Source organism: Microbacterium sp. SL75 (genome assembly GCF_026625865.1).
Lineage (GTDB): Bacteria > Actinomycetota > Actinomycetes > Actinomycetales > Microbacteriaceae > Microbacterium.
Map to the genome: position 1 here is coordinate 581,291 of NZ_CP113067.1, position 24,098 is coordinate 605,388.

24 protein-coding genes are annotated in these 24,098 nt (G+C 70.7%); 8 read left to right on the forward strand and 16 right to left on the reverse strand.

Features of this window, described 5'->3' with window-relative positions; all coding sequences use genetic code 11:
- Positions 1-3: 3 nt before the first annotated feature.
- Entirely contained in the window at positions 4-567 is a 564-nt protein-coding gene (locus OVA17_RS02710; protein ID WP_267788018.1) for a DUF402 domain-containing protein, read from the reverse strand.
- 164 nt (positions 568-731) lie between these two features.
- On the opposite strand from OVA17_RS02710, the gene OVA17_RS02715 reads away from it, so the two are divergent.
- On the forward strand, positions 732-1,946 hold the full coding sequence (locus tag OVA17_RS02715) for an isochorismate synthase (RefSeq protein ID WP_267789347.1): 1,215 nt from the start codon (positions 732-734) through the stop codon (positions 1,944-1,946).
- Position 1,947: 1 nt separating this feature from the next.
- Here OVA17_RS02715 and OVA17_RS02720 read toward each other — a convergent pair whose 3' ends face one another.
- Genes OVA17_RS02720 through OVA17_RS02730 form a run of 3 tightly spaced genes read right to left on the reverse strand, consistent with a single transcriptional unit; the run spans position 1,948 to position 5,055 of the window.
- A complete protein-coding gene (locus OVA17_RS02720; RefSeq protein ID WP_267788020.1) occupies positions 1,948-2,805 on the reverse strand; it encodes a polyphosphate kinase 2 family protein in 858 nt (285 codons plus the stop codon).
- Positions 2,806-2,859: 54 nt separating this feature from the next.
- Complete coding sequence (gene menD / locus OVA17_RS02725) at positions 2,860-4,635, reverse strand: 2-succinyl-5-enolpyruvyl-6-hydroxy-3-cyclohexene-1-carboxylic-acid synthase (RefSeq protein ID WP_267788022.1); 1,776 nt, start codon at positions 4,633-4,635, stop codon at positions 2,860-2,862.
- A gap of 3 nt (positions 4,636-4,638) precedes the next feature.
- Positions 4,639-5,055, reverse strand: a complete 417-nt coding sequence (locus OVA17_RS02730) for a PLD nuclease N-terminal domain-containing protein (protein WP_267788024.1) — start codon at positions 5,053-5,055, stop codon at positions 4,639-4,641.
- A gap of 109 nt (positions 5,056-5,164) precedes the next feature.
- Here OVA17_RS02730 and OVA17_RS02735 point away from each other — a divergent pair, with 109 nt between their 5' ends.
- Positions 5,165-5,500 carry a DUF4229 domain-containing protein gene (locus OVA17_RS02735; protein WP_210073150.1) on the forward strand — a complete coding sequence of 112 codons (336 nt, stop codon included), beginning with the start codon at positions 5,165-5,167 and terminating at the stop codon, positions 5,498-5,500.
- A 70-nt stretch (positions 5,501-5,570) separates the two neighbouring features.
- Here OVA17_RS02735 and OVA17_RS02740 read toward each other — a convergent pair whose 3' ends face one another.
- The 3 genes from OVA17_RS02740 to OVA17_RS02750 are packed head-to-tail and all read right to left on the reverse strand — an operon-like array spanning position 5,571 to position 8,630.
- On the reverse strand, positions 5,571-6,542 hold the full coding sequence (locus tag OVA17_RS02740) for a 1,4-dihydroxy-2-naphthoate polyprenyltransferase (protein WP_267788025.1): 972 nt from the start codon (positions 6,540-6,542) through the stop codon (positions 5,571-5,573).
- 11 nt (positions 6,543-6,553) lie between these two features.
- Complete coding sequence (locus OVA17_RS02745) at positions 6,554-7,711, reverse strand: AMP-binding protein (RefSeq protein WP_267788026.1); 1,158 nt, start codon at positions 7,709-7,711, stop codon at positions 6,554-6,556.
- A gap of 16 nt (positions 7,712-7,727) precedes the next feature.
- Positions 7,728-8,630: a 1,4-dihydroxy-2-naphthoyl-CoA synthase gene (locus OVA17_RS02750; RefSeq protein ID WP_267788027.1), complete on the reverse strand. Its 903-nt coding sequence runs from the start codon at positions 8,628-8,630 to the stop codon at positions 7,728-7,730.
- A gap of 103 nt (positions 8,631-8,733) precedes the next feature.
- Between OVA17_RS02750 and OVA17_RS02755 the strand changes: the two genes are divergently transcribed.
- The gene (locus tag OVA17_RS02755; protein ID WP_210073143.1) at positions 8,734-8,913 is read left to right on the forward strand and encodes a hypothetical protein; all 180 of its coding nucleotides are present in this window, start codon (positions 8,734-8,736) and stop codon (positions 8,911-8,913) included.
- Between the two features lie 39 nt (positions 8,914-8,952).
- Here OVA17_RS02755 and OVA17_RS02760 read toward each other — a convergent pair whose 3' ends face one another.
- Complete coding sequence (locus tag OVA17_RS02760) at positions 8,953-9,750, reverse strand: LLM class F420-dependent oxidoreductase (RefSeq protein ID WP_267788029.1); 798 nt, start codon at positions 9,748-9,750, stop codon at positions 8,953-8,955.
- A gap of 94 nt (positions 9,751-9,844) precedes the next feature.
- Between OVA17_RS02760 and OVA17_RS02765 the strand changes: the two genes are divergently transcribed.
- Together OVA17_RS02765 and OVA17_RS02770 are read left to right on the forward strand one after the other, a co-directional pair.
- Positions 9,845-10,024, forward strand: coding sequence for a hypothetical protein (locus tag OVA17_RS02765; protein WP_267788030.1), 180 nt, complete (start codon positions 9,845-9,847; stop codon positions 10,022-10,024).
- Positions 10,025-10,040: 16 nt separating this feature from the next.
- Positions 10,041-11,042 carry an o-succinylbenzoate synthase gene (locus OVA17_RS02770; protein WP_267788032.1) on the forward strand — a complete coding sequence of 334 codons (1,002 nt, stop codon included), beginning with the start codon at positions 10,041-10,043 and terminating at the stop codon, positions 11,040-11,042.
- Here the strand turns inward: OVA17_RS02770 and OVA17_RS02775 are convergent.
- Complete coding sequence (locus tag OVA17_RS02775) at positions 11,029-11,655, reverse strand: TetR/AcrR family transcriptional regulator (protein ID WP_267788034.1); 627 nt, start codon at positions 11,653-11,655, stop codon at positions 11,029-11,031. The two genes, OVA17_RS02770 and OVA17_RS02775, sit on opposite strands and share 14 nt — an antisense overlap.
- A 116-nt stretch (positions 11,656-11,771) precedes the next feature.
- On the opposite strand from OVA17_RS02775, the gene OVA17_RS02780 reads away from it, so the two are divergent.
- The 3 genes from OVA17_RS02780 to OVA17_RS02790 all read left to right on the forward strand — a co-directional run bounded on the left by OVA17_RS02780 (position 11,772) and on the right by OVA17_RS02790 (position 17,869).
- Entirely contained in the window at positions 11,772-14,654 is a 2,883-nt protein-coding gene (locus OVA17_RS02780) for an MMPL family transporter (protein ID WP_267788035.1), read from the forward strand.
- Positions 14,651-16,696, forward strand: coding sequence for a YhgE/Pip domain-containing protein (locus OVA17_RS02785; protein WP_267788036.1), 2,046 nt, complete (start codon positions 14,651-14,653; stop codon positions 16,694-16,696). Before OVA17_RS02780 ends, OVA17_RS02785 begins: the two co-directional genes overlap by 4 nt.
- A 363-nt stretch (positions 16,697-17,059) precedes the next feature.
- Positions 17,060-17,869, forward strand: a complete 810-nt coding sequence (locus tag OVA17_RS02790) for an endonuclease domain-containing protein (RefSeq protein ID WP_267788038.1) — start codon at positions 17,060-17,062, stop codon at positions 17,867-17,869.
- 177 nt (positions 17,870-18,046) lie between these two features.
- Here OVA17_RS02790 and ccsB read toward each other — a convergent pair whose 3' ends face one another.
- The 7 genes from ccsB to OVA17_RS02825 all read right to left on the reverse strand — a co-directional run bounded on the left by ccsB (position 18,047) and on the right by OVA17_RS02825 (position 24,054).
- Positions 18,047-19,057, reverse strand: a complete 1,011-nt coding sequence (ccsB, locus tag OVA17_RS02795) for a c-type cytochrome biogenesis protein CcsB (RefSeq protein ID WP_267788039.1) — start codon at positions 19,055-19,057, stop codon at positions 18,047-18,049.
- A 4-nt stretch (positions 19,058-19,061) separates the two neighbouring features.
- Positions 19,062-20,777, reverse strand: coding sequence for a cytochrome c biogenesis protein ResB (gene resB / locus OVA17_RS02800; protein WP_267788040.1), 1,716 nt, complete (start codon positions 20,775-20,777; stop codon positions 19,062-19,064).
- Positions 20,758-21,507: a cytochrome c biogenesis CcdA family protein gene (locus OVA17_RS02805; protein WP_267788042.1), complete on the reverse strand. Its 750-nt coding sequence runs from the start codon at positions 21,505-21,507 to the stop codon at positions 20,758-20,760. The genes resB and OVA17_RS02805 overlap by 20 nt, the downstream gene beginning before the upstream one ends.
- Positions 21,504-22,109, reverse strand: a complete 606-nt coding sequence (locus OVA17_RS02810) for a TlpA family protein disulfide reductase (RefSeq protein ID WP_210073120.1) — start codon at positions 22,107-22,109, stop codon at positions 21,504-21,506. Before OVA17_RS02810 ends, OVA17_RS02805 begins: the two co-directional genes overlap by 4 nt.
- Positions 22,109-22,753, reverse strand: coding sequence for a histidine phosphatase family protein (locus OVA17_RS02815; RefSeq protein ID WP_267788044.1), 645 nt, complete (start codon positions 22,751-22,753; stop codon positions 22,109-22,111). The genes OVA17_RS02810 and OVA17_RS02815 overlap by 1 nt, the downstream gene beginning before the upstream one ends.
- 85 nt (positions 22,754-22,838) lie before the next feature.
- Positions 22,839-23,564, reverse strand: a complete 726-nt coding sequence (locus tag OVA17_RS02820; RefSeq protein WP_267788046.1) for a DedA family protein — start codon at positions 23,562-23,564, stop codon at positions 22,839-22,841.
- A 100-nt stretch (positions 23,565-23,664) separates the two neighbouring features.
- Positions 23,665-24,054 (reverse strand): DUF6264 family protein, encoded by a 390-nt coding sequence (locus tag OVA17_RS02825; protein WP_324289908.1) that lies wholly within the window; start codon positions 24,052-24,054, stop codon positions 23,665-23,667.
- Positions 24,055-24,098: the final 44 nt, after the last annotated feature.

The following is a 24,098-nucleotide window of genomic DNA, read 5'->3' on the forward strand; positions in this document are numbered from 1 at the left end:
ATTCTAGGCGCGCGGGCTCGAGGGGTCTTCGGGGGTTGCCATGGCGGCGAGACGTTCGAGCCAGGGGCCGGTCACGTCGTCCGAGAATGGGGCCTCGCGCGCGAGCACACGGCGTTCGAGGTCGAGGGCGGTCGCCTCCAGGTGCGCGACGATCTGCGCGGGATAGCCGTACTGCACGCGATGCTCGTCCCACTCGTCGCGGTCGTCGATCCAGGTGCCCCGGTCGTCGGTGCGGCGGACGACGTCGAGATCCATGTCGATGCCGCGGGGCACGCCGTCGTCGTGCCACCGTACGTCCCACCCGAGGTCGATGTAGACGGCCACCGGGTGCGGGTCGGCGTTGTGCGTGAAGGCCCAGTCGCCCGTTGCGGGAACCAGCGTCACATTGGGTTGACGGCACACGAACTCGGCTCCGGGGCGGGCACTGCGCCACCCCACCTGCTGGCCGAACCACTCGCCCCACTGGTCGGAACCGAGGTACACGCTGTCCTGGACCCAGTGCGGCGAGCCGTCCCACTTGCGCCACTCGAACATCAGGCGGGTGCCGGGGGCGGGTCGAGGATCCATGCTCGGAGTCTAAAACGCGCTCGGGCGCCGGCGTCTCGCTCGACGCCGAAGCATCGCGGTGCCGCGTCCGTCCCGCCGGACGCGGGTCTACGCTGAAACACGTGCTGGAACCCGCGGAAGACGTCGTGCCGCGCCTGCGCGTGATCACGCGCGAGCTGCCCCCCATGGACGATGTCCTGGCCTACACCACCCCCTACGACCCCTTGTTCTGGAGTCGTCGCGGCGAGTCCCTCGCCGCCTTCGGCGACCTGCTGACCCTGCGCTACACCGGGGAGCAGCCCGGCGATGCCACCGTCTCGGAGCGCTGGCGCGCGATCGCGGCCGCGGCGGAGGTCGACGACCCCGTGCAGCTTCCCGGAACAGGTCTCGTGGCCTTCGGGTCGTTCGTGTTCGATCCGCAGTCCGAGCGCGAGAACGTCCTGCGCGTCCCCGGCATGATCGTCGGCCGTCACAGCGGGCGTGCCTGGGTGACCCGCCTCGCTTTCGACGACACCCCCGACGAGCCCGAACCCGAGCTCCCACCCCGCTCCCCCTTCGGTCCGCACTGGTCCGCGACTCTCGGCCCGGGCCTGCAGACGGCGGAGGGATATCAGGATGCCGTCCGCCAGGGAATCGAGGCGATCGGTCGCCGCGAGGTGGGCAAGGTCGTCCTGGCGCGCGACATCACCGGAACCGTTCCCGCCGGCTCCGACCTGCGACGCCTCGTCCGCTCCCTCCTCGAGGGGTACCCGGACTGCTGGGTCTTCGCCGTCGACGGCCTGATCGGCGCGAGCCCCGAGACCCTCGTCACCGTCTCGGGCGGAACCGTGACCGCTCGCGTCCTCGCCGGCACCGTGGCGCGCGGCGGCGACGCCGACGCCGATGTCGCGGCATCCATCGCTCTCGCCCGGAGCACGAAGGACCAGGACGAACACCGGTTCGCCGTGCAGAGCGTCTTGAAAGCCCTCACTCCCCATACCTCGGCCCTCGCCGCCGCCGACGAGCCCTTCACTCTCAAACTCCCGAACGTCTGGCACCTCGCCACCGATGTCGAGGGCGAGCTGAGCGAGGATGCTTCGTCCCTCGACCTGCTCTCGGTCCTGCACCCGACGGCCGCGGTCGCGGGTACGCCCACCGCCGCGGCCATGGACGTCATCCGTCGCCTCGAGCCCTTCGACCGCGGCCGCTACGCCGGCGCGGTCGGCTGGACCGCTGCCTCGGGCGACGGCGAGTGGGCGATCGCTCTGCGATGCGCGCAGATCGATCGCGCCGCCCCCTCGTCGCCCACCGCGCCGATCACCGCCTACGCCGGAGCGGGCATCGTCGCCGACAGCGTGCCGGAGTCGGAGCTGCTCGAGACGCGCGTGAAGTTCCGCCCGATCGTGGAGGCGCTGGCCTGACTCAGGAGTTCGCGAGCCGCTGCTTCTCGACCTCGACGTCATAGTCTGCCGCGGGCCACTGCGGGTCGATGTCTTCGAGGGCGTCGATCAGCAACTGCTGAACAGCGAGGCGGGCGTACCACTTGCGGTCCGCAGGAACGACGTGCCAGGGAGCGATCGGCGTCGACGTGCGTTCGATCGCGACCTGGTACGCGTCCATGTAGGCGTCCCAGAGCTTTCGCTCATCGACGTCGGACGGGTTGTACTTCCAGTGCTTGTCGGGGCGCGCGAGCCGTTCGCCGAGGCGCTCGCGCTGCTCGTCCTTCGAGATGTGGAGCATGACCTTGACCACGCGGATGCCCATCTCGGCCGCCTGCGCTTCGAACGACACGATGGCGCCGTAGCGGCGCTCGATCTCCTCGGGCGGGGCGAGTTCGCGCACCCGTCCGATCAGCACGTCCTCGTAGTGGGATCGGTCGAAGACGCCGAGGCGACCGGCATCCGGCAACCGCTTCTCGATGCGCCAGAGGAAGTCGTGCTCGAGCTCTTCGGCGGTGGGCTTCTTGAACGAGGCGAGCTCCACGCCCTGCGGGTCGACCGCTCCGACGACGTGCCGCACGATCCCGCCCTTGCCCGCGGTGTCCATCGCCTGCAGCACGAGCAGCACCGATCCCGTGGCGGTGCCTGCGACGCTCTGCGCGAAGAGACGCTCCTGCAGTCCCTCGAGCGGTGCACGGCCCGCCTCGAGGTCGGCTCGGCCGTCGTTCTTGTCGCCGTCGTAGCCGGGCGTCGAGCGGGGGTCGATGTCGACGAGGCGGAACCCGGGCTCCACCCGCAGGGCGTCGGCGGCGGGCGTGGACCAGCGATTCTTCGAGCTCATAGGCTCATGCTGCCGCGGCATCCGGGATCATCGCCACCCGTTGACGGCCCGGATTCAGCGCGGGAGGGGGACCTCGATCAGCTGCCGGCCGCCGGTAGGGGCGGTCAGCACCTGGTCGAGCGCGACGCGCGTGGTGCAGCGGTGGTACTCCCACCCGAAGGCGAGGGCGAGCTGCTCGAGACGGGCCGTATGCGGGGTGTACTGCACGCGGGCCATCGCGTCGTCGCCGGCGACCTCGGCCACCTCGAGACCGTCGAAGATCGTGCCCCCGCCGTCGTTTCCGACGACGACCTGCAGTCGCGGCTCCGTCTCGCCGGGAGGCAGCATCAGCGCGCCGATGTCGTGGAGGAAGGCGAGATCGCCGAGCAGCAGGCGCGTCACACCGGGGCGCTCCTCGACCTGGCTGGCCAGAGCGACACCTGTGGCCGTCGCGATCGTCCCGTCGATACCCGCGAGCCCCCGGTTGGAGTGCACGGCGACCTTCTTGCCGCCGAGCAGCTCGTCAGCGACACGCACGATGCGCGACGAACCGAAGACGAGACGGTCGTGCGGCCAGGTCGCCCGCCAGAGGGCGTCGACCAGGGCGGGGCGATCGAGGGGCGCGCGCATGACCTCGACCTCGGCGTTGATCGCCCCGAGCCGCTCGTGCGGTACGGCGGAGGCGAGTCCGTCGGCGTCGGGGGCGGGCGGCGAGAGGTCGACGGTGCGGGCGCGAGAGGCGCGCATCCACTCCCCCAACCACGCGCGGTCGTTCTCGCCCGATCCGACGCGCACGGCGTCGACGGCCTGCGTCGTGCCGTTGAGGTTGACCGGTTCACCGGGTCCGCGCACCGCGAGCACCTCGACGTCGCCGCGCATGAGCAAACGGGTCACTTCGCGGCTGAGCGTGGGGCGCCCGAACACGACGACGCGTTCGACACGCCCGCCCAGCGCGGGGTCGTCCACGAGCGCTCGGTAGCCGTGCACGATCTGTCGCCCGAAACGCGAACCGCTGACGATCTCGGCGATGAGGGGGAAGCCCCCGTCGTGGGCCACCTGCTCCGCGGCGGCGCCCGCATCGGCGCCCGCGATCACGACCGTCCGCGGCCCGGGCTCGATCACGTACGCCGCCTCGACCTCGGGCGCCACATCGGCCTCGCCGATGCCTCCGCCGCCCTGGTACAGGGCTCCGGATCCGTCGGCGTCTTCCTCGGCGGGGTGAGCACCGGATGCCGCCCGCTCGGCCAACCACGACGGAACCGCGCCCGCGAGCGGCTCGCGGAACGGCACGTTCAGGTGCACGGGGCCGGCTGCTCGAGCGCCCTCCCCCAGAGCCGCGGCGAGCGCGGAAGCCGCCACGGCGTCGAGCTCGGCCGTCTGCTCCGAGGTCGCGTCGCCGTCTATAACCGCGGGGACCGCGAGGTCGGCTTCGAGGCGGACGGCGGAGCGGAACAGCCCCGGCTGTCGAGTGGTCTGATTCGCACCCACACCGCGGAGCTCGGGCGGTCGATCGGCGGTGAGCAGAAGCAGGGGCACCCCGGCGTGATGCGCCTCGAGAGCGGCCGGGACGAGGTTGGCCACGGCGGTGCCGGAGGTGCAGACCACGACCGCCGGCATCCCGGTCTCTCGTCCGATGCCGAGGGCGGTGAAGCCCGCGACGCGCTCGTCGATGCGCACGTGCAGGTGCACGAGTCCCTGGCGCTCGAGCTCGGCGGCGACCAACGCCAGGGCCTGGGAGCGCGATCCGGGGCTCACGACGAGGTGTCGGACGCCGCGCGAGACCAGCCCGGCGAGAAGGGCGGCGGCCGCGTCGGTGGCCGGCGCGGCCGCGCGCCGGGTGTCGAGGGGCATGGTTCAGCCGACGGCGCCGCGCTGATCGCGGGTGTCGTCGTCGCCCTTGCCGGGGGTGTCACCGGGGTCGGTCGCCTTCTTCGGAGGCTGCGGGTCGTCGGCCTCGGAATCGAGCTGTGACAGCTCTTCTTCGAGACGTCGGATCCGCTCGTCCTGCTCGGCGCGTGCCGACGCGGTCATGCGCCCCAGGAACTCGGGGTCGTCGTCGGGGGCGCGTCGCACGACCGTCTGGGTCGCGCGGCCTCGGCCGATCGCGAACCACAGGATGCCGCCGAGCACCGGAAGGAGGATGACGATCGCCAACCACGCGGGCTTGCTGACGCCGCGGTGACGAGCAGGGCTCTGCACGGCGCAATCCACGATCGTGTAGACCCAGAAGACGGTCGCCACGAGCGCCAGGATGAGAAGCAACCGTGCCATGACCCGATTCTACGTGTGCCGGCTGGGCAGCGGCCCGGAGCCGGCACGCGATCTTCCGCCGTCGAACGACCCGGGATGGGCGCCGAGGCGTCCGCCGTAGAATGAGGACATGCGCGCTCGTTCGGCCCTCGTCTACACGGTGCTGCGATTGCTCGCCTTCCTCGTGCCCCTCGGCATCCTGCTGCTGTTCCCGGTGTTCCAGGAGCTGCCGTGGCTCGCCGCGATCTTCGCCGCTCTGATCGGGTTGAGCCTGTCGACGCTGTTCCTGCGTCGTCCGCTCGACCAGGTCACCGGCGGTCTCGCCGAGCGACGCGCCCAGCGCACCGCGACCGGTCGCCGGACCGGCGCTCAGACCGACGCCGACGCCGAAGATGCGGTGGTCGATGCCACGCGCACCGACGTCGCCGAGGATCCGAGCGCGGCGGGCGAGGCTCCGCGCGGCTGATCGCCCCTCGAGGGTTTCGGTAGCCCGGTTCTCGCGCCGATGCCCGACGGCCGCTCCGCGCGAGGCGTCGTCAGAGCGCGAACGCTGCGAACAGGATCGCGCCGTAGGCCACCGACGTGAAGCTCGTCACCTGGAGCGCCGTGATGAGCTCGCGCGGGACACGGTAGGTCCACACGATGAGGATCGCCGCGAGACCGCCGAGCAGGGGGATCCCCTCCAGCCATGCCAGCGGGTACACCTGCGCCAGGAACGCAGCGATGCCGAAGGGCACCAGCACGAAGACCGTGAACAGCACCTGGGTCGCCCGCCGCCCGATGAGCACCGAGAGCGTGCGCTTTGCGGCGAGGCGGTCCTGGTCGATGTCGCGCAGATTGTTGGCCAGCAGCACGGCGCACGCGAGCAGACCCGCCGAGACCGCGCCGAACCACGCCTCCTGCGGCAGCGACAGCACCTGCAACCACGTCGTACCGAGGGTGGCGACGAGGCCGAAGAAGACGAAGACGAAGATCTCGCCCATCGCGTTGTAGCCGTACGGGCGTTTGCCACCGGTGTAGAGCCACGCGGCGACGATGCAGACGGCGCCCACCGGGAGAAGCCACCACTGCCCCGTCCGAATCACCAGGGCGAGCCCGATCACCGCGGCGAGCGCGAAGAACGACAGTGCGACGATCAGCACGGTCCGCGGCTTCGCCTTCTTCCCGCCGGTCAGGCGGCCCGGCCCGACGCGCACGTCGTCGGTGCCGCGGATGCCGTCCGAGTAGTCGTTCGCGTAGTTCACGCCGATCTGCAGGGCGAAGGCGACGGCCAGGCAGGCGAGCGCGATGACCCAGTGCAGGTCGTCATCGACGAGCGTGGCCGCTCCGGTACCGATGAGCACCGGCGTGATGGCGAGGGGCAGCGTGCGCAGGCGCGCCGCGGCGATCCAGTCGCGCGCGGTCGCCGGGGCGACGGCCTGCGGAGCACCCGTCTTCGCCTTCTGCGGGTTGCCGCCGGGACGACGCGTCTTGGCGGTGTTCGGACGCTTGCGAGACTGTGCTGCCACGAGGGGTCAGTCTAATCCCGCGGGTTCGGCGCGCCTTCGCCGACGAAGCGCCGCAGCGTCGCGCGGTCGGGCTTGCCGGAGCGCAGCGTCGGGAGCTCGTCGACCGCGACGACGCGGGCCGGCCGCGCGGGCGCTCCGACGGCCACGCCGACGACCTCGCGGATCGTGGCGAGCAGGTCGTGTTCGCGAGCCGCCGCGATCCCGGGCACCACCACGGCGGACCCCTGACCCCATGTCGCATCCGGGATCGGCACGACGACGGCGGATTCCAGCCCCGCGATGCCGCGCACGGCGGCTTCGACCCGGTCCAGCGAGACGTTGACGCCCCCCGAGACGATGACGTTGTCGAGACGACCGGTGACCTGCAGGACGCCGTGCACGATCTCGCCCCCGTCGCCCGTGCGGTACCAGCGGGTGCCGTCGACGCGGGGGAACACGGATGCCGTGCGCTCGGGATCCCCGAGGTACCCCTCGGCGAGAGTCGGTCCCGAAAGGCGTACCTCTCCGTCGACGATCGCCACATCGACGCCGTCGAGGGGCACCCCGTCGTAGACGCACCCACCGCTGGTCTCGCTCGAGCCGTAGGTGCGCACGATGCGCGCCCCCACGGCCTCGGCACGCTCGCGTACCGAGGGGGCGAGTGCCTGCCCCCCGATGAGGATCGCCTCGAACGAACGCAGCGCCTGGGCGACGGTGGCGTCGTGCTCGGCGGCATCCAGGAGTCTTTGCAATTGCGCCGGAACCAGCGAGGTATAGCTGGGGACGCGGGCTCCGTCGAGGTGCGAGGCCATGCCGAGGGCTGCGGCAGCGAAGGGCTCCGGGCGGAAAGGACCGGCGACGACCGCGGGCTCGCGATCGGCGAGGAGCGCCCGCACGATCACCTGGACGCCCGCGACGTAGCTCGCCGGGACCGCGAGCAGCCACGCGCCCTCCCCGATGCGGGCGGCCGTGGCGTACGCGCTGGAGATGAGGGCGTTGCGGCCGATCACGACCGACTTCGGCACGCCCGTCGAGCCCGAGGTCGTCACGACCGCGGCGGTACCCGGCGGGACCTCGCCGGGCAGGACCGCGCCGCCGAGGGCGACGGCCGGCCCGGCACCGAGGACGGCCGCGCGCAACGCCCGCAGCACGTCGCGCGGGTCGTCGGATGCCGGCGGGTCGAGCCTCACGCGCGGGTCCCGGCGATCAGTAGTGCCACGGCACGTCGGACCAGTCGGGGTCTCGCTTCTCGAGGAAGGAGTCGCGGCCCTCGGCGGCTTCGTCGGTGCCGTAGGCGAGACGCGTGGCCTCGCCCGCGAAGAGCTGCTGGCCGACCAGGCCGTCGTCGACGGCGTTGAACGCATACTTGAGCATGCGGATCGCGGTGGGCGACTTCGTCAGGATGGTCCGCGCCATCGACAGGGCTTCGCGCTCGAGATCCGCGTGGGGCACGACGCGGTTGACCGCGCCCATCTCGTAGGCGCGCTCGGCCGAGTACTCCTCGGCGAGGAAGAAGATCTCCCGAGCGAACTTCTGCCCGATCTGGCGCGCAAAGTACGCGGAGCCGTAGCCCGCGTCGAACGAGCCGACATCGGCATCCGTCTGCTTGAAACGGCCGTGCTCGGCGCTCGCGATCGAGAGGTCGCAGACCACGTTGAGCGAGTGCCCGCCTCCGGCGGCCCAGCCCGGAACCACGGCGATGACGACCTTCGGCATGAAACGGATGAGGCGCTGCACCTCGAGGATGTGCAGGCGTCCGGCGCGACCGGGATCGTGCACGGTGGTCTCGTCGGTCGAATACTTGTAGCCGTCGCGGCCGCGGATGCGCTGGTCGCCGCCGGAGCAGAACGCCCACCCGCCGTCCTTCGGGCTCGGACCGTTGCCGGTGAGCAGGACGACGCCGATGCGGTGGTCCTGGCGAGCGATGTCGAGGGCGCGGTACAGCTCGTCGACGGTGTGCGGCCGGAAGGCGTTGCGCACCTCGGGTCGGTCGAATGCGATGCGCGCGACGCGCCCATCGTGCGTCACGTGGGCGGTGATGTCGGTGTAGTCCGCGGCGCCGGGCGCCAGGGTCCATTCCGCGGGATCGAAGAGCTCGGAGACGGTCACCCGATCAGCCTACGCGCGGGGGCCGGGGCGTGCGGAGACGCCGAGAAGCTGGATTCTCGCCGGCATCACCCGTAGCCTGAACGACCCGACGATCGGAGTCATCATGGCGAAGAAGGTGTCGATACTGGGCCGCATCCGCGAGTACTTCCTCGGAGCGCCCGCACACGAGCAGTCCGAGGACGCGAGGCGGTCGCTGAACCACCAGAGCGAGACCGCGTACTACCAGGGCGAGGCCGCGAAGAACTGGACGGGGACGTCCGGGGGCGCGCAATTCAAGCCGTGACCGCGACGGCGCCCCGACATCGCCGGGGCGCCGTCGTCGTCACGCGTTCTTGCTGTCGCGCCAGCGCAGCCAGCGCTCGACGAGCGAGTAGTCCCAGTCCGGACCGCCGAAGCCGAGGGTGAACAGGCGCGTGCCGGCGTCGTAGAGGGCGTCGGCGACGTCTTCGTCGCGGTCCTTCAGCTCGTTCGAGACGACGAGGCCCGACAGGTCGCGCTGCTCGGCCTCGGCCCACTTCTCGATCACCCCGAACTTGTGCGGCAGCTCGTCGGGGGTGACGAAGCTGTGCCAGATGTCGGCATGACGGGCGACGATGCGCAGGGTCTTCTGCTCGCCCTTGCCGCCGATCATGACGGGGATCTTGCGGGTGGGCGCCGGGTTGAGCTTGCTCCACCGCGCGACGACCCGGTCGAGGTCGGTCGCCAGGGCGTTGAGCCGCGAACCGGCGGTTCCGAAGTCGTAGCCGTACTCGTCGTAATCGCGCTGGAACCAGCCCGAGCCGGTGCCGAAGATGAAGCGACCCGTGTCGCCGCCCTTCTTGCTGATGTGGTCGACGGTGCGGGCCATGTCGGCCTGCAGGTCGGGATTGCGGTAGCTGTTGCAGTTGACGAGCGCGCCGAACTCGACGCGCTCGGTCTGCTCGGCCCAGGCGGAGAGCATGGTCCACGACTCGAAGTGCTCGCCCTCGGGGTCACCGTAGAGGGGGTAGAAGTGGTCCCAATTGAACAGGACGTCGACGCCCATCTCTTCCAGACGAAGGACGGCGTCGCGGATGTCGGAATACTGCACGTGCTGCGGCTGGATCTGCACGCCGAGCCGGACGGGGGTATCGAAGAGCATGGCGTCAGCCTATGCCCGTGTCCGTGCGCCGGGACGGGTGGACCGCGGGGTCGATCGCACGTAGCGTGGAGGGCTACCGACGATCGGAGTCACCATGACGAAGAACGTGTCAAAGCTCGCGCGGCTGCGCGACTACCTCTTCGGTCCGCGCCGCACGCACGAGCAGGCTGAGAACGCTCGGCAATCGCTCGATTCGCAGAAGGACCTGTCGTCCTACACGGTCGAGCGCCAGACGTCCTGGTTCGGCGGGTTCGGCGGCTTCGGACCGCGCTGAGCGGCAGGATGAGGGCATGAGCACCGTCGCCCTCCCCCCGCTCTCCGACATCCTCGCGTCGGCGCGCGTCGTCTCTCTTCCGCTCGCCGCCCGCTTCCGGGGGATCGACACGCGAGAGGCGCTCGTGTTCGAGGGGCCCGAGGGCTGGGCGGAGTTCTCGCCGTTCGTCGAGTACGCCGACGTCGAGGCCGCGACCTGGCTCGCCGGAGCCATCGACTTCGGGTGGCGTCCATCACCGCCCGCCGTGCGCGACCTCGTGGCCGTCAACGCCACCATGCCCGCTGTCGCGGCATCCGAGGTGCCGAGGATCCTCGCCCGCTACGACGGATGCCGCACGGTCAAGGTGAAGGTCGCCGAGGCGGGCCAGACGCTCGCCGACGACGTCGCGCGCGTACGAGCGGTCCGCGAGGCGATGGGCCCCGAGGGGCGCGTGCGCGTCGACGCCAACGGCGCGTGGAACGTCGACGAGGCCGAGCGCGCCATCCACGCACTGGCGGAATTCGATCTCGAGTACGTCGAGCAGCCGTGCGCCGAGGTCGACGAGCTGGCCGCGCTTCGCGAGCGGGTCGGCTACCTCGACATCCCGATCGCCGCCGACGAGAGCGTGCGCAAGGCCGCCGATCCTCTTCGGGTGGCCCGCGCGGGCGCCGCCGATCTGCTCGTCATCAAGGCCCAGCCTCTCGGCGGCGTGCACGCAGCTAGAGAAATCGTCGCGCACGCGGGGCTCCCGGCCGTCGTCTCCAGCGCGCTCGACACGTCGATCGGTCTGTCGATGGGCGTGGCTCTGGCGGCCTCGTTGCCCGAACTCGACTACGACTGCGGCCTCGGCACCGCCGCGCTGTTCACGGCCGACGTCGTGGCATCCCCTCTTGTTGCGCGTGACGGGGCGCTGTCGCTCGAGCGTCCCCGCCCGCGAAGCGCCGATCTCGACCGGGTGGAGGCGAGCGAGGAACGTCGCGACTGGTGGATGGATCGCCTGCGGCGCTGCTACGCGCTCGTCGAGGTCACTCGAGGATGAGTCGCACGATCTGCGCGAGCCTCTCCCCGAGCTGAGCGCGCGAGGCGGAGGGAGACGTCCCCGTCATGACGGCGGTCTCGGCCGTCGAGATCCATGCCGACAGCAGAAGCTCGGTCGCGGCGTCGGCCGGCAGCCGAAGGGTCAGTCCTCGCGCCTCGGCGATGTCGCGGACGAGTTGCGTGACGCTCTCGCACAGCGCGCCGTTCGACGAGAGATAGGCGGCGGCGAACTCCGGGTTGCGCAGCGCCTGCACGCGCGTCTCGGCGCCCAGCAGAACGTCGAGCCGGTCTTCTCCCGCGACCTCGAGCACCTCCTGCACGAGATGCAGGACCTCGCCCGCGGCATCCAGGCCCCGGTCCTCGATCGAGGTGACGCGCTCGCGCACGGCGGCGATCGTCGACTCGGCGGAGCGCGCGCACAGGGCGAGGAAGAGCTCTTCTTTCGAGGCGAAGTTCGAGTAGAAGGCGCCGCGCGTGAAGCCGGCCCGGTCGCAGATCGCCTCCACCGAGGCTGCGTCGATGCCGACCTCGGCGAACATCTCGGCGGCGGCGTCCACGAGACGCGTGCGGGTGTTCTCGCGTCGTCGCGAGGGGGCGGGGGCGGTGTCGGTCATCCGCGTCTCCTGTTCTAGGTGGACGTCCAGCCGGGGTCCCACCCACGAGGTCTACGATACATTGATGTATCCGATACGGTGATGTATCGACTCGTTCACCGATCGTGGGAGCCGCCGTGTCGACATTCCTGTACACCCTGGGCCGCTGGTCGTTCCGCCACCCCTGGCGCGTGCTGACGGGCTGGCTGCTGGTCCTCGTGATCGCGGGCGGCGGCGTCGCCGTGTTCGCCAAGGGCACCGACAACACCTTCTCGATCCCGGGAACCGAGTCGCAGGCCGGTCTCGAGATGCTCGGGCGCACCTTCCCCCAGGTCAGCGGGGCGAGCGCCCAGATCATCGTCGTCTCGGCCGACGGCACGAGCGTGCGCGACCAGAACTATCAGGATGCCGTTCAGAAGGCGTCGACCGATATCGGTCGACTCGACTTCGTCGAAGCCGTCACCGGCCCCTACGACGCGCGCATCTCGGGCGGGATCTCCGACGACGGCCGAGCCGCGATCATCCGAATCCAGTTCGCCGGCGAATCGACCGAGGTGCCCGCCGCCACCAAGGACGCCCTGCGGGACGCGACCACCGCCCTGGGGCAGGAGCTTCTCTCGGGGTCGCAGGCGATCCTGGGTGGCCAGCTCTTCGCCACCGAGATCCCCGGCGCCTCGCTGACCGAGGCACTCGGCGTACTGATCGCCGCGCTCGTGCTCATGGTGACGTTCCGCTCGTTCCTGGTGGCCGGGATGCCGTTGGCCACCGCGATCCTCGGCGTCGCGCTGTCGATCGGGCTCATCTTCATCGCGACCGGGTTCGCGACCGTGTCGTCGACCACCCCGCTGCTGGCGGTCATGCTGGGCCTGGCGGTCGGCATCGACTACGCCCTGTTCATCGTGTCGCGACATCAGGACCAGACCCGCGCGGGGATGGACCCCGAGGAGTCGACCGCCCGCGCCGTCGGCACCGCGGGGTCGGCCGTCGTGTTCGCCGGCATCACGGTGCTCATCGCGCTCATCGGGCTGAGCTTCGCCGGCATCCCGTTCCTGACGACCATGGGCATCGCGGCCTCCGTCGCCGTGGCGATCGCGGTGTGCGTGGGCCTGACGCTCACCCCCGCGTTCCTCGGGTTCGCCGGACACCGCGTCGTGGGTTGGGGGTACAGCCGGTCGAAGGCCGCGCGCCTCCGACGCGGCATGTCGCCCCCGCAGGAAGCCGACGCCGACGCGGAGCGCGAGAGGGAGACCACCGCGGCAGCTTCGCGCGCCGGACGGACAGGCCCCGCCCAGCGCTGGGTGGGGCTGGTGACGCGGCATCCGGTCGTCACCACCGTCGCGGTGATCGGCCTGCTCGGTGTGACCGCGATCCCCGCGGCCTCGCTCGCCCTCACCCTGCCCAACGCCGGTCAACTACCCCAGGGCGACGAGGCGCGCGTGGCGTACGAGCTGACCGACGAGTACTTCGGCCCCGGCGCCAACGGCCCGCTCATCATGACCGGCACGATCGTCACCTCGAACGACCCGCTGAATCTCATGACGAGCATCGGTGACGAGATCGCGAAGATCCCGGGGGTCGCCAAGGTGGCCCTGGCCACCCCCAACGCGACGGCCGACACCGGCATCGTGCAGATCGTGCCCGAGACGGCCCCCGACGACCCGCGCACCGCCGACCTCGTGCGCGAGCTCCGCGCCGCCGAACCGCGCCTGTACGACCAGTTCGGCGTGCACCTGCTCGTCACCGGCTACACCGCCGTCACGATCGACATCTCCGACCAGCTGGGCGCCGCCCTGCTGCCTTTCGGTCTGTTCGTGGTGGGGCTGTCGCTCGTGCTGCTGATGATCGTGTTCCGCTCGGTCTGGGTGCCGCTCACGGCCGCCGGCGGCTATCTGCTGTCCGTCGCCGCGTCGTTCGGCGTCGTGGCCGCGGTGTTCGAGTGGGGCTGGTTCGCCGACGCTCTGCACGTGGCCAAGGTCGGACCGATCATCAGCTTCATGCCCATCGTCGTCATGGGCGTGCTGTTCGGGCTCGCGATGGACTACCAGGTGTTCCTCGTCTCGCGCATGCGCGAGGACTACGTGCACGCCGACCGCGAAGGCCGCACGCCGCGCGAGATCGCCCTCGGAGCCGTCCGCAGCGGGTTCTCGGCATCCGCCCGCGTGGTCGTCGCCGCCGCCGTCATCATGTTCGCCGTCTTCGTCGCCTTCGTACCCGAGGGGGACTCGAGCCTCAAGCCGATCGCCCTGGGCCTGGCCGTGGGCGTCGCGGTGGACGCATTCCTGGTGCGCATGACACTGGTGCCGGCGATCCTCGCGCTGCTGGGCGCGAAAGCGTGGTGGATGCCCCGTTGGCTCGACCGGTTGCTGCCGAAGCTCGACGTCGAAGGCGAAGCGGTCGAACGCGAGGTGCGCCTGGCCGACTGGCCGAGCGAGCCCTCGATCGCGATCGCCGCCGACGACCTGCGCACGGTCGGATCCACGGATGCCGAGGAGCCGGTCTTCTCGGACCTGTCGCTGCGACTGCCCTACGGCGAAACCCTGCTCGTGACCGGTGAGACCCGCACGACGCGAGCCCTGCTGCTCGCCCTGTCGGGACGGATGTCGCAGATCGATGGACGCCTGCGCGTCGACGGACTCCTCGTACCCGAGCGCGCCGGGGCCGTGCGCTCGCGCGTCGGCGTCGCCCTGCTGGACGACCCCACCGAAGCCGCGGCCGACATCGCCCGAGCCGCCTCGCGCGGCACGCGGGTCGTGCTGGTGTCGGACATCGACCGCCTCGACGACGATGCCCGGGAAGACGTGGCCCAGGTGCTTCGCCGAGCCGCAACCGATGCGCGCGAGCGCAGCGACGACGCCTCGTCGCCCTTCACGCTCATCGTGTCGGCCCGCGACGAACGCCTGGCTCTCGCCCTGCTCGCCCAAGCGCAGCGCCCCGACGTCACGACCCTCGCCCTGCCGACCCCGCGTCGCCACCGCCCCGAACCCGAAACCTTCGCCGATCTCTCCGAGGTGTTCGCATGACTCTCCCCGTCGAGCGCTCCCGTTCGCGCCGCCCCGTCACCTGGCTCACGCTCATCGGTGTGCTGCTGCTGCCCGCCGTCATCGGCGGCATCCTCGTCGGCGCGCTGTACAAGCCCACCGACCGCCTCGAGAACATCACGGCCGCGATCGTCAACGACGACAAGGCCGTGGAACTCAACGGTCAGCTCGTCCCTCTCGGGCGACAGCTGACCGGTGGCCTCGTCAAGGGAGCCGATGACCAGCCGAGCAACATCGACTGGGTCATCTCGAACGACGAAGACGCCGCGGCCGGCCTCAAGGACGGCACGTACACCGCCGTCGTCACGATCCCCGAGAACTTCACGGCCGCCTCGCTCTCCACCCGACCGGGCGAGACGCCCGAGAAGGCCACGATCGGTGTGCAGACGGCACCCAACGCGCGCGTCGTCGACGGCGCGATCACCGGAGCGCTGGCATCCACCGCCTCCGACGTCTACGGCAGCACGCTGTCGTCGCAGTACCTGAAGAACGTCTTCCTCGGGTTCACCACCCTGAGCGACCAGCTCGGCACGGCCGCGAGCGGCGCCCACCAGCTCGCCGACGGGGCCTCTCGAGCGGCCGACGGCGCCGGGAGCCTCCGCGACGGGCTGGGGCAGCTCTCCACCGGCGCAACCGGTCTGTCCGACGGCGCCGCGAAGCTCGCCGCGGGAGCCGGTCCTCTCGCCAGCGGCGCAGACCAGCTCTCGAGCGGCGCGGAAGCACTGGCCGGGGGAACGCGCTCGGCGGCGGCAGGGGTCACGAAGCTCGCCGACGGCAACGCCGAACTGGCGAAGCAGATCGGCGCCCTCGCCGCGCAGATCCCGCCGAGCTTCGCCCAGAACGCGCAACAGCTGGCGAACGCGGCGCCGCAGATCAGCTCCGCTCTCACCGACGCCGCGGCCGCCCTCCAGAAAGCGGCCGACGACTGCACCGGCACCCCCGAGCAGTGCGCGGCTCTGCGCACGGCATCCGACAACGCCAACGCGGCCCTGCCGAAGGCGAAACAGGCGGTGACGCAGATCGGCGACCTCTCGGCGGGGGCCTCCAAACTCCCCGCCGGTTTCAGCGCCCTCGCCGAGGCGAACCAGAAGCTCGCCGATGGCGGCTACGACGCCGCGAAGGGCATCACCACCATCGCCGGCGGCATGGACGGCATCGCCGGCGGAGCCACGAAGCTCGCCGACGGCGCCCGCCAGTTCGGCACGGGAGCCTCGGCCCTGGCCTCGGGCGCCGGGCAGGTGGCATCCGGAGCCTCCGACGCACAGACCGGAGCCGCCCAGCTCGCGGACGGCGTCAACCAGGTCGCGACGGGCACGACGTCGCTCGCTGACGGTCTGGACGCCGCGGTGTCGAAGCTGCCCACCTACACCGACGCGCAGGCCACGAACCTCGCCGACGTCGTCGCCGACCCCGTCTCGGCAACGGGAAGCAGCAACTCGCTGTTCGGTGTCGCGGCGGTGCCGCTGCTGGCGATGGCCGTGCTGTGGTTCGGCGCTCTCGCTTCGTTCGTGGTGTTCCAGGCGGTCTCGGCCCGCGCCCTCACCAGCCGTCGCCCCTCGGCGCTCGTCGCGCTGCGCGGGTTCACCCCCTCCGCGATCGTCGGAGCCGTGCAGGGACTGCTGGTCGCGGGCGTGGTGCAGGTCGCCTCGGACTACGACTGGGGCGACTGGGCCCGGTTCGCGGTGATCTGCATCGTCGCCGGCGTGGCCTTCGCGGCCGTCAACCAGGCGCTGGTCGCGCTGTTCGGTGGCGCGGGCCGCTGGGTCGCGGCGATCGTCGGAGCGCTGGCTCTGGCGACCAGCATCGTCTCGACGGTGCCGCCGGTGCTCGCGGCCTTCGCCACGCTGTTGCCGACCTCCCCCGCCTACAACGCGATGCTCGGCGCCCTCTCGGCCGTCGGTGGCGTGGGAGCGGGGGCCGCGGGTCTGGTGGTCTGGGCGGTGCTGGCGCTGGTGGTGACGACGCTGGTGGTGGTGCGTCGCCGCACGGTGTCGGCGCGGGCCGCGGTCGCGACCGCGGGCTGACCGGCCCGGGTCGCGCTCCCGCTCCCGCTCCCGCTCCCGCTCCCGCTCCCGCTCCCGCTCCCGCTCCCGCTCCCGCCTGTTGAGTGTTGAGTGTCCAAAACACCCGGACGAATCTCAAAACCGTCCGGGTGTTTTGGACACTCAACAGGCGGGCATGAGCGTCGACGGCCGCGCGTGGCGACTCCTCCCCGGCACCCGCGTTTTTGGAACCGTCCACAATCGGGCCGGTGAGGCACGCGGGCCCACGCCGCCACGCGCTGAAGTGGGTGCGTGCGACGCCGACCACTCCCCGCAGAACTCGGGACGTCCTTCACCGTGCGCGAGGCTAAACGGCTCGGGGTTCCGCGCGATCGGCTGACAGCGATGGACCTCAGCGCACCGTTCCATGGGACGCGCACCTCGATGGATCTCGCCACCACCGTCGACCGATGCCGCGCTTACGAGCCCAGGCTCACCGGGGCGCAGTTCTTCAGCCATCAAACCGCGGCGCTGCTGTGGGGCGTGCCGCTGCCCGGCCCCGCGCCGGAACACCTGCACGTATCGGCGATCGCGCCCGGGCCGGAGCCCCGCACGCGAGGCATCATCGGGCACCGACTCGAGATGTCGCCCGACCTCCTGACGCTGCGCCACGGCCTTCCCGTCGGGAATCCCGCCGAAACGTGGGCGCAACTCGCCCCTTCCCTCGGGGAGGACCACCTCGTCGCCGCGGGCGATGCGCTCCTGACGGCCGGTCTCGCTGATCACGCAGACCTGGTCGAGGCCGCCGAGCGCCCGCGCCGCCGGGGTGTGAAGGCGCTGGCAGCGGCAGTACCGTTCCTTCGTGCGGGAGCCGAGTCACCTCGCGAATCAGCCGTCCGTCTTGTGATCGTGCGCGCGGGCCTGCCGGAGCCCGAGCTGAACTGGGTGCTCCGCGACGCAGCGGGGCGCTTCGTCGCCCGCCTCGACATGGCCTACCCCGCCTACCGTGTCGCGGTGGAGTATGACGGGCGCCAGCATGCCGACCTGACGCAGTTCCGACGGGATGCCGACCGGTGGCCGGCCATCGCCGGACAGGGCTGGATCCTCATCCGCGTGCTCGACCACCACCTTCGCGAACCCTACGCCCGTGTCGTCGACCCGACGCGACGAGCTCTGATATCGCGAGGCTGGCCGGGCTCCGTCGCGCCCTCATGACCACCCGCCGCCCACATGGTGCGTGCAGCCGCGCAAACGCACGTTGAGTGTCCAAAACACGCGGACGGATTCGAAAATCGTCCGGGTGTTTTGGACACTCAACAGGGGGACGGGCACGGCGCGCGCCTGAGCGCTGCGCGGTGCCCAGCGGGCGCCCGCGCGGCGCGCGCGCCCGCGTCAGGTCGTCAGGCCGCTGTAGGCGTGCAGACCCTTGAAGAAGACGTTGACGATCGTGAAGTTGAACAGCACCGCGGTGAAACCGATGATCGACAGCCAGGCCGAGCGGGTGCCGCGCCACCCGCGGGTGGCGCGGGCGTGGATGTATCCGGCGTACAGCACCCAGATGACGAAGGTCCAGACTTCCTTCGTGTCGAAGCCCCAGAACCGGCCCCACGCGTCATTGGCCCAGATGGAGCCGGCGATCAGGGTGAAGGTCCAGAAAATGAACCCGACGATCGCGAAACGGTAGGCGAGCGACTCGAGCGCGTCGGCGTTCGGAACCGTGCGCAGGAAGCTGCGCTTCGTCTCGGCATCCGCGGGGGCTTCCGCGAGCTTGCGCTCACGCCGCGTCTGGATGAGCTGGACGACCGACAAGCCGAACGCCAGAGCGAACAACGCCGTCGCCAAGCTCGCGACGAACACGTGCACGACGAGCCAGACCGACTTGAGCGGGTCGGCCAGGGGCACGACCTCGACGTGGAAGGCGAGGGTCGCTCCGCCCAGCAGCAGCACCGCGAGGCCGGTCATGAGCGAGCCCAGGAAGCGCAGGTCGTACCGGGTCAGCACAGCCAGGTACACCGCGATGATCAGCAGCAGACCGGTCAGGGCGAACTCGTACATGTTTGACCACGGCACGCGTCCGGCGGCGACACCGCGCAACACCGTCGCGACGAGGTGGAAGACGAAGCCGAGCGCCGTGAGCACGGTTCCGAGGCGAGCCCAGAGGTACCGGGGCTGGCCGGAGGAGGTCCCGGATGCCGTTGAACCGGCGGATCCGCCGATCACTCCCCCGCCGCCCGCGGTGACGAGCTCGCGCGCGACGACCTCGTCTTTCGCCTTCAGCGCGAGGTCGGAGCGACGCGCGAGGTCGATGGCGTAGGCGAAGAACGCCAGCACGTAGATGGCGACCGCCGTCCACACCAGGAGGAGGGAGATCTCGTCGAGGAGAAGCGGGTCGGTTCCGGGCATGGTGTCAGTCTACTTTTCCGGTGTCGGGGTGGCTCTGGGTGGGAAGGGTCGCGCCGTGCTTGTCGGCGAGCTGGTCGACGGCGGCCGCGAGGGTCGGGTCTTCACCGCGGGCGAGGCCGGCGTACTCGATCTCGACGACGCCATCGCGCGGGGTCGCCTTGACCCACATGCGTCGGCGCGGCACGAAGAGTGCGGCGAGCAGACCGAACAGGGCCAGCAGCGCGAAGCCCAGCACCCAGGGGCCGGCGAGATCGCGGTGGATCGACAGCGAGGCGAAGCGTTTCACCGACTGCTCGTAGCCCACGGCTCCCGCCGGAGCCTCGTTCTCGAAGGTGATCGTGCCGAGGCCGTTGGGAAGGTCCTCGGTCTGGCCCGGCATGAGCTGGATCGCCGGGTTACCGCTGTCGCCGCCGGCGATCTGGGTCATGCCGGAGGGGTCGAGCGTGTACACCGACCGGGGCGTGCCGTCGTCGATGCCGAGGTCACCCTCGTACACGCGCAATGTGAGCGTCGGGTACTCGAGCGCACCGTATGTCGAGGTCAGGGCCCCCGAATCCAGCACGTCCATCGTCGGGTAGAAGAAGCCGAGCAGACCGAGCTGCTGCGGAAGCCCATCGGCCACTTTGATCACGCCGAGCGAGGTCATGTTGGCATCCTGAGGCAGGAAGGCGACCGAGTCGTGGAACACCTCTTCGCCCTGGGCGTTGCGGATGGTGACGGTCGGGGCATAGCCGTTGCCGAGGAGGTACACGCGATCGCCCTGCACGTCGAGGGGGTGGTTGACCCGCACTTCGCCGTCTTGTGCGTCGCCGCCGGGAGCCTGGGTCGTCACGTGCGCGACGAAGTTGCCGGCCTGCCCCGAACCGGGCTGCCCGGGCGGGACGTAGGTGACGTCGAACTTGTCGAGGGTCATCGAGTACGGCGTGAGGGTGTCGCCGCCGACGAAGCGACCGGGATTGAAGGAGGAGTAGTCGAGCAGGCTGTTGCTGAACGCCTGTCCTTCCACGAGCACGCGCTGACCGGTGTAGGTGAAGCCGCCGCCGACCCCCACGGCGATGAGGACGCCCACGAGCGCGCCGTGGAACAGCAGATTTCCGGTCTCGCGCAGGTAGCCGCGCTCCGCCGACACCGAGAAACTGCCCCGCGAGTCGTAGCGGGCCACGCGATAGCCGCTCTTGCGCAGCTGTGCGGCCGCACTGTCCACGGCGGCCGCGGCCGCGGCATCCGCGTCGCCCTCCACCTCGATCGTGCGAGTGCGGTGGTCGTCCAGCCGCGACAGTCGCGCGGGGGTGCGGGGAGGCTGTGAGCGCAGGGCCTTCCAGTGATGCTTCGTCCGCGGCAGCACGCACCCGATAAGCGAGATGAACAGCAGCAGGTAGATGGCCGAGAACCACGGCGAGCTGTAGACGTCGAACAGGCTGAGCTTGTCGAGCACCGGTGCGAGGTCGGGATTGTCGGTGAAGTACTGCGTGACGCCGTTCGGGTCGGCGGTGCGCTGCGGCACGAGAGAGCCCGGAACGGCCGCGATCGCGAGCAGCAGCAGCAGCACGAGGGCGGTGCGCATCGACGTCAGCTGGCGCCACCCCCAGCGCAGCCACCCGACGACCCCGAGGCGCGGCTGGGTGACCTCGTCGGCCGTCGAGTCGGCGTGGTCGGAGGGGCGCAGCGGGTCGGTCACGGTGTCACCTCGGTCGGAACGATCAGAGCGGGAGCTGGACATTGCCGATCACCCCCTGCAGGGTCGACATCCACTGGCCCCAGAACCCGGTCACCATGAGCAGTCCGAGCACGATCAGAAGCGCTCCGCCGATGAGGTTCACGACACGGATGTGCGTGCGAACGAACGCCACCGACTTCGTCGCCCACCCGAATCCGAGGGCGAGGAGCACGAAAGGGATGCCGAGACCCAGCGAGTACGCCAGCCCCAGGAGCGCGGCGCGGCCGGGGTCTCCCAGGTTGTACGACACCGACAGGATCGCCGTGAGCGTCGGGCCGATGCAGGGCGTCCAGCCGATGCCGAGGGCGATGCCCAGCAGCGGGGCACCGATGAGGCCGAGGTTGCCACGGGACTGCATCCGCACCGAGCGCTGCGCGAGGCCGAAGAGACCGATGAAGACCAGTCCCATGATGATGATGACGACACCCATGACGCGGGTGATGAGGTCGGCGTACTCGATGAAGAAGCGGCCGAGCGCTCCGCCGAGGACGTTGATCGCCATGAACACCAGGGTGAACCCGGCGATGAACAGGAGGGTCCCGCCGAGCAGGCGGCCTTTGCCGGAGGCGGATGCCGAACCCCCGCGCGGTGCGACGGCACCGCCGATATAGCCGAGGTATCCCGGCACGAGCGGCAGGACGCAGGGCGAGAGGAACGAGATGAGGCCGGCGGCGAGAGCGATGGGAACGGCGATCCACAGCGCCCCGTCGAAGACGAGGGCGCCCGGGTTCACGCGTTCTCCGCGACCAGCGTGCGCACGATCGACTCGAGGATCGAGGCCTCGGGCAGCTCGCCGACGATGCGGGCGGCGACACGACCCTGCTTGTCGAGCACGAGGGTCGTGGGGGTGGCGTTCAGCGGCGTCGCACCGGTGAACGCGAGCTTGAGCTGGGCGTCGCCGACGGCCATGGCGCTGGAGTACGACACCCCGTGGTCGCGCGCGAACGACAGGGCGGTGGCCGGCTGGTCGTAGGTGTTGATGCCGAGGAAGGCCACGTCCTGCCCCTGGAAGCTCTGGTAGGCCTGCTCAAGGCGCGGGGCCTCGATGATGCACGGACCGCACGTGGCGTACCAGAAGTTGACGACGAGCACCTTGCCGGCGAAGTCGGCGCTCGAGACGGCGGAGCCGTTGTCGAGGGTGCCGGCGAACTCCACGGGCTCCGTGCGGTTCTCCGGAGCGATCTCATCGGTCTGGAAGCCGTTGGCCGCGATGTAGCCCTTGTTGTCGCCCTCGCGGTACTGCGCGGCGAGCGGGTCTTCCGAGCACGCGGACAGACCCACGACGAGGGCGGCCGCAGCGGCGATCGACGCCGCGGCGGTGAGGATTCTGCGCATCAGACGGCTCCTACATCGACGGCTCCGGCGGTGCTCGCCGGCTCGGCGTACGCCACCTCGACCCAGCGCGGCGAGCCGTCAGCGCCGTCTCGCCGCTCGAAGCTCGTCACGCTCGACAGCGCGCAGCGGCGCTTGCGGGGGTCGTGGCGGGTGGGTTGGTGGGACAGGGCGAGGTGCGTCACCCAGATGGGGAGTTGGTGCGACACGACGACGACGTCGCCCGAGGGAACGCGATTCCAGGCGTCCGTCATCGCGGCGGTCATGCGAGCCACGATGCGCTCGTACGGCTCGCCCCAGCTGGGAACGGCCGGGCGGCTCAGGTGCCGCCAGTTGAGCGGATTCGCCAAGGCCTGTTTCATGCGCCGACCCTCGAAGACATTGGTCGGCTCGATGGCCCGGTCGTCGATGTAGGGCTCGATGCCGAACAGCTCTTCGAAGGGCTCGGCCGACTCCCGCGTGCGCTGGAGCGGCGAGACCACGAGGGCGTCGACCGCGCGTTCGAGGCCCTTCACGTACTCGGCCGCCTGGCGCGCCATCCGGCGCCCGTCGACGCTCAGGCCGAATCCGGGAAGCCGACCGTAGAGCACGCGACGGGGGTTGTGGACCTCTCCGTGGCGCACGAGATGAAGGCGGTCGGCGGGCACATCGCCAGTCTACGGGCGGGTTCTGTGGTCTGACTGAGTCCGGATGCCGGTTGCTTCGACGTGGAGATACCCCGTGGTCAGCCCATCAGGCGTCGCGTCGCGCGGATGCGGCCTCGTCGCGGTCGCCCGCGCGCTGCGAGGCGAGCAGTGAGCGCACGCGCGAGAAGACGAACCACGCGACGCCGATCGCGACAGCGGCGATGACCACGTACTGAAGGATCGAGGCGTACTCCTCGACGATGTGCCAGTTCTCGCCCAGCAGGAAACCCGAGAGCACGAAGATCGTGTTCCAGATGAGGCTGCCCGCACCGGTGAGCAGGCCGAAGCGCCACAGCGGCATCTTCGCCACCCCGGCGGGGATCGAGATGAGGCTGCGGAAGATCGGAATCATCCGCCCGAAGAACACCGCCTTGCCCCCGTGCCGCTCGAACCACGCGATCGTGCGGTCGACGTCTTCGGGGTGCAGGAGCGGCATCTTCGCGGCGAACGCGCGCAGTCGCGCCGCGCCGAGCCAGCGACCCAGGCCGTAGAGCATGAACGCACCGACGACAGAGCCGACCGTTGTCCACAGCAGCGCCTCGAACAGAGAGAAGGAGCCGCGGCTGGCGGTGAGCCCCGCCATCGGCAGCACGACCTCGCTGGGCAGCGGGGGGAAGAGGTTCTCGAGGGCGATGGCGACACCGGCGCCGACGGGGCCGATGATCTCCATGAGCGAGACGGTCCAGTCCGCGAGCGACGTCAGCCAGGACTGTTCGCCCCCGGAGCCGGAAGTCGACCGCATCGGGGCGAGAGAGAGGGTGGTGTCGGTCATCGGGTGCCTTCGCGCTCGGTGATCGGCCGCCCGGTGCGGACGCCCGCTCCCAGGGTAGGTCGCGTGTGCCCGCGCTACCTGGGGGTTGCCCCCGAGCGGATCAGGATGCCGAGACCCCGGCGCCCACGAGGGCTGCGGCGACGAACCAGACCGCGACGACGGCGACGACGGTGACCAGCGGCACCCAGAACGCGAGGCGACGACGAACGAGTCGCACGATCGCGACGATCACCCCGATCACGAGGACGACCCAGGGCGAGATGACCGCCGTCCAGAAGCCGATGTTCATCAGCCCGGTGTTGCAGGTCGTCGAGCCGCAGGCGTCGGACGCGAACGCCAGGAGCACCCCGGCGTACGAGGCGGCGAGCGCCAGAAGCGGCAGCAGCACGAGCAGCACGATCGTGAGGGCGACGTCCCACCCGCGTGAGGTGCGCGCCGCCGGTTCCGGCCGAAGCGTACGGAACGACTCGGGCGGCATCGAGAAGGTCACGCCCCCATCGTAGGTTTGCGCCGGGTCGGGTGAGGACCACGCAC

Bases quoted from the DNA above. Each gene is read 5' to 3' on its own strand.
- OVA17_RS02710 (WP_267788018.1), bottom strand. From the start codon at position 567: ATGGATCCTCGACCCGCCCCCGGCACCCGCCTGATGTTCGAGTGGCGC.
- OVA17_RS02715 (WP_267789347.1), top strand. From the start codon at position 732: ATGGACGATGTCCTGGCCTACACCACCCCCTACGACCCCTTGTTCTGG.
- OVA17_RS02720 (WP_267788020.1), bottom strand. From the start codon at position 2,805: ATGAGCTCGAAGAATCGCTGGTCCACGCCCGCCGCCGACGCCCTGCGG.
- menD (WP_267788022.1), bottom strand. From the start codon at position 4,635: ATGCCCCTCGACACCCGGCGCGCGGCCGCGCCGGCCACCGACGCGGCC.
- OVA17_RS02730 (WP_267788024.1), bottom strand. From the start codon at position 5,055: ATGGCACGGTTGCTTCTCATCCTGGCGCTCGTGGCGACCGTCTTCTGG.
- OVA17_RS02735 (WP_210073150.1), top strand. From the start codon at position 5,165: ATGCGCGCTCGTTCGGCCCTCGTCTACACGGTGCTGCGATTGCTCGCC.
- OVA17_RS02755 (WP_210073143.1), top strand. From the start codon at position 8,734: ATGGCGAAGAAGGTGTCGATACTGGGCCGCATCCGCGAGTACTTCCTC.
- OVA17_RS02760 (WP_267788029.1), bottom strand. From the start codon at position 9,750: ATGCTCTTCGATACCCCCGTCCGGCTCGGCGTGCAGATCCAGCCGCAG.
- OVA17_RS02765 (WP_267788030.1), top strand. From the start codon at position 9,845: ATGACGAAGAACGTGTCAAAGCTCGCGCGGCTGCGCGACTACCTCTTC.
- OVA17_RS02770 (WP_267788032.1), top strand. From the start codon at position 10,041: ATGAGCACCGTCGCCCTCCCCCCGCTCTCCGACATCCTCGCGTCGGCG.
- OVA17_RS02775 (WP_267788034.1), bottom strand. From the start codon at position 11,655: ATGACCGACACCGCCCCCGCCCCCTCGCGACGACGCGAGAACACCCGC.
- OVA17_RS02785 (WP_267788036.1), top strand. From the start codon at position 14,651: ATGACTCTCCCCGTCGAGCGCTCCCGTTCGCGCCGCCCCGTCACCTGG.
- OVA17_RS02790 (WP_267788038.1), top strand. From the start codon at position 17,060: ATGGACCTCAGCGCACCGTTCCATGGGACGCGCACCTCGATGGATCTC.
- ccsB (WP_267788039.1), bottom strand. From the start codon at position 19,057: ATGCCCGGAACCGACCCGCTTCTCCTCGACGAGATCTCCCTCCTCCTG.
- resB (WP_267788040.1), bottom strand. From the start codon at position 20,777: ATGTCCAGCTCCCGCTCTGATCGTTCCGACCGAGGTGACACCGTGACC.
- OVA17_RS02810 (WP_210073120.1), bottom strand. From the start codon at position 22,109: ATGCGCAGAATCCTCACCGCCGCGGCGTCGATCGCCGCTGCGGCCGCC.
- OVA17_RS02820 (WP_267788046.1), bottom strand. From the start codon at position 23,564: ATGACCGACACCACCCTCTCTCTCGCCCCGATGCGGTCGACTTCCGGC.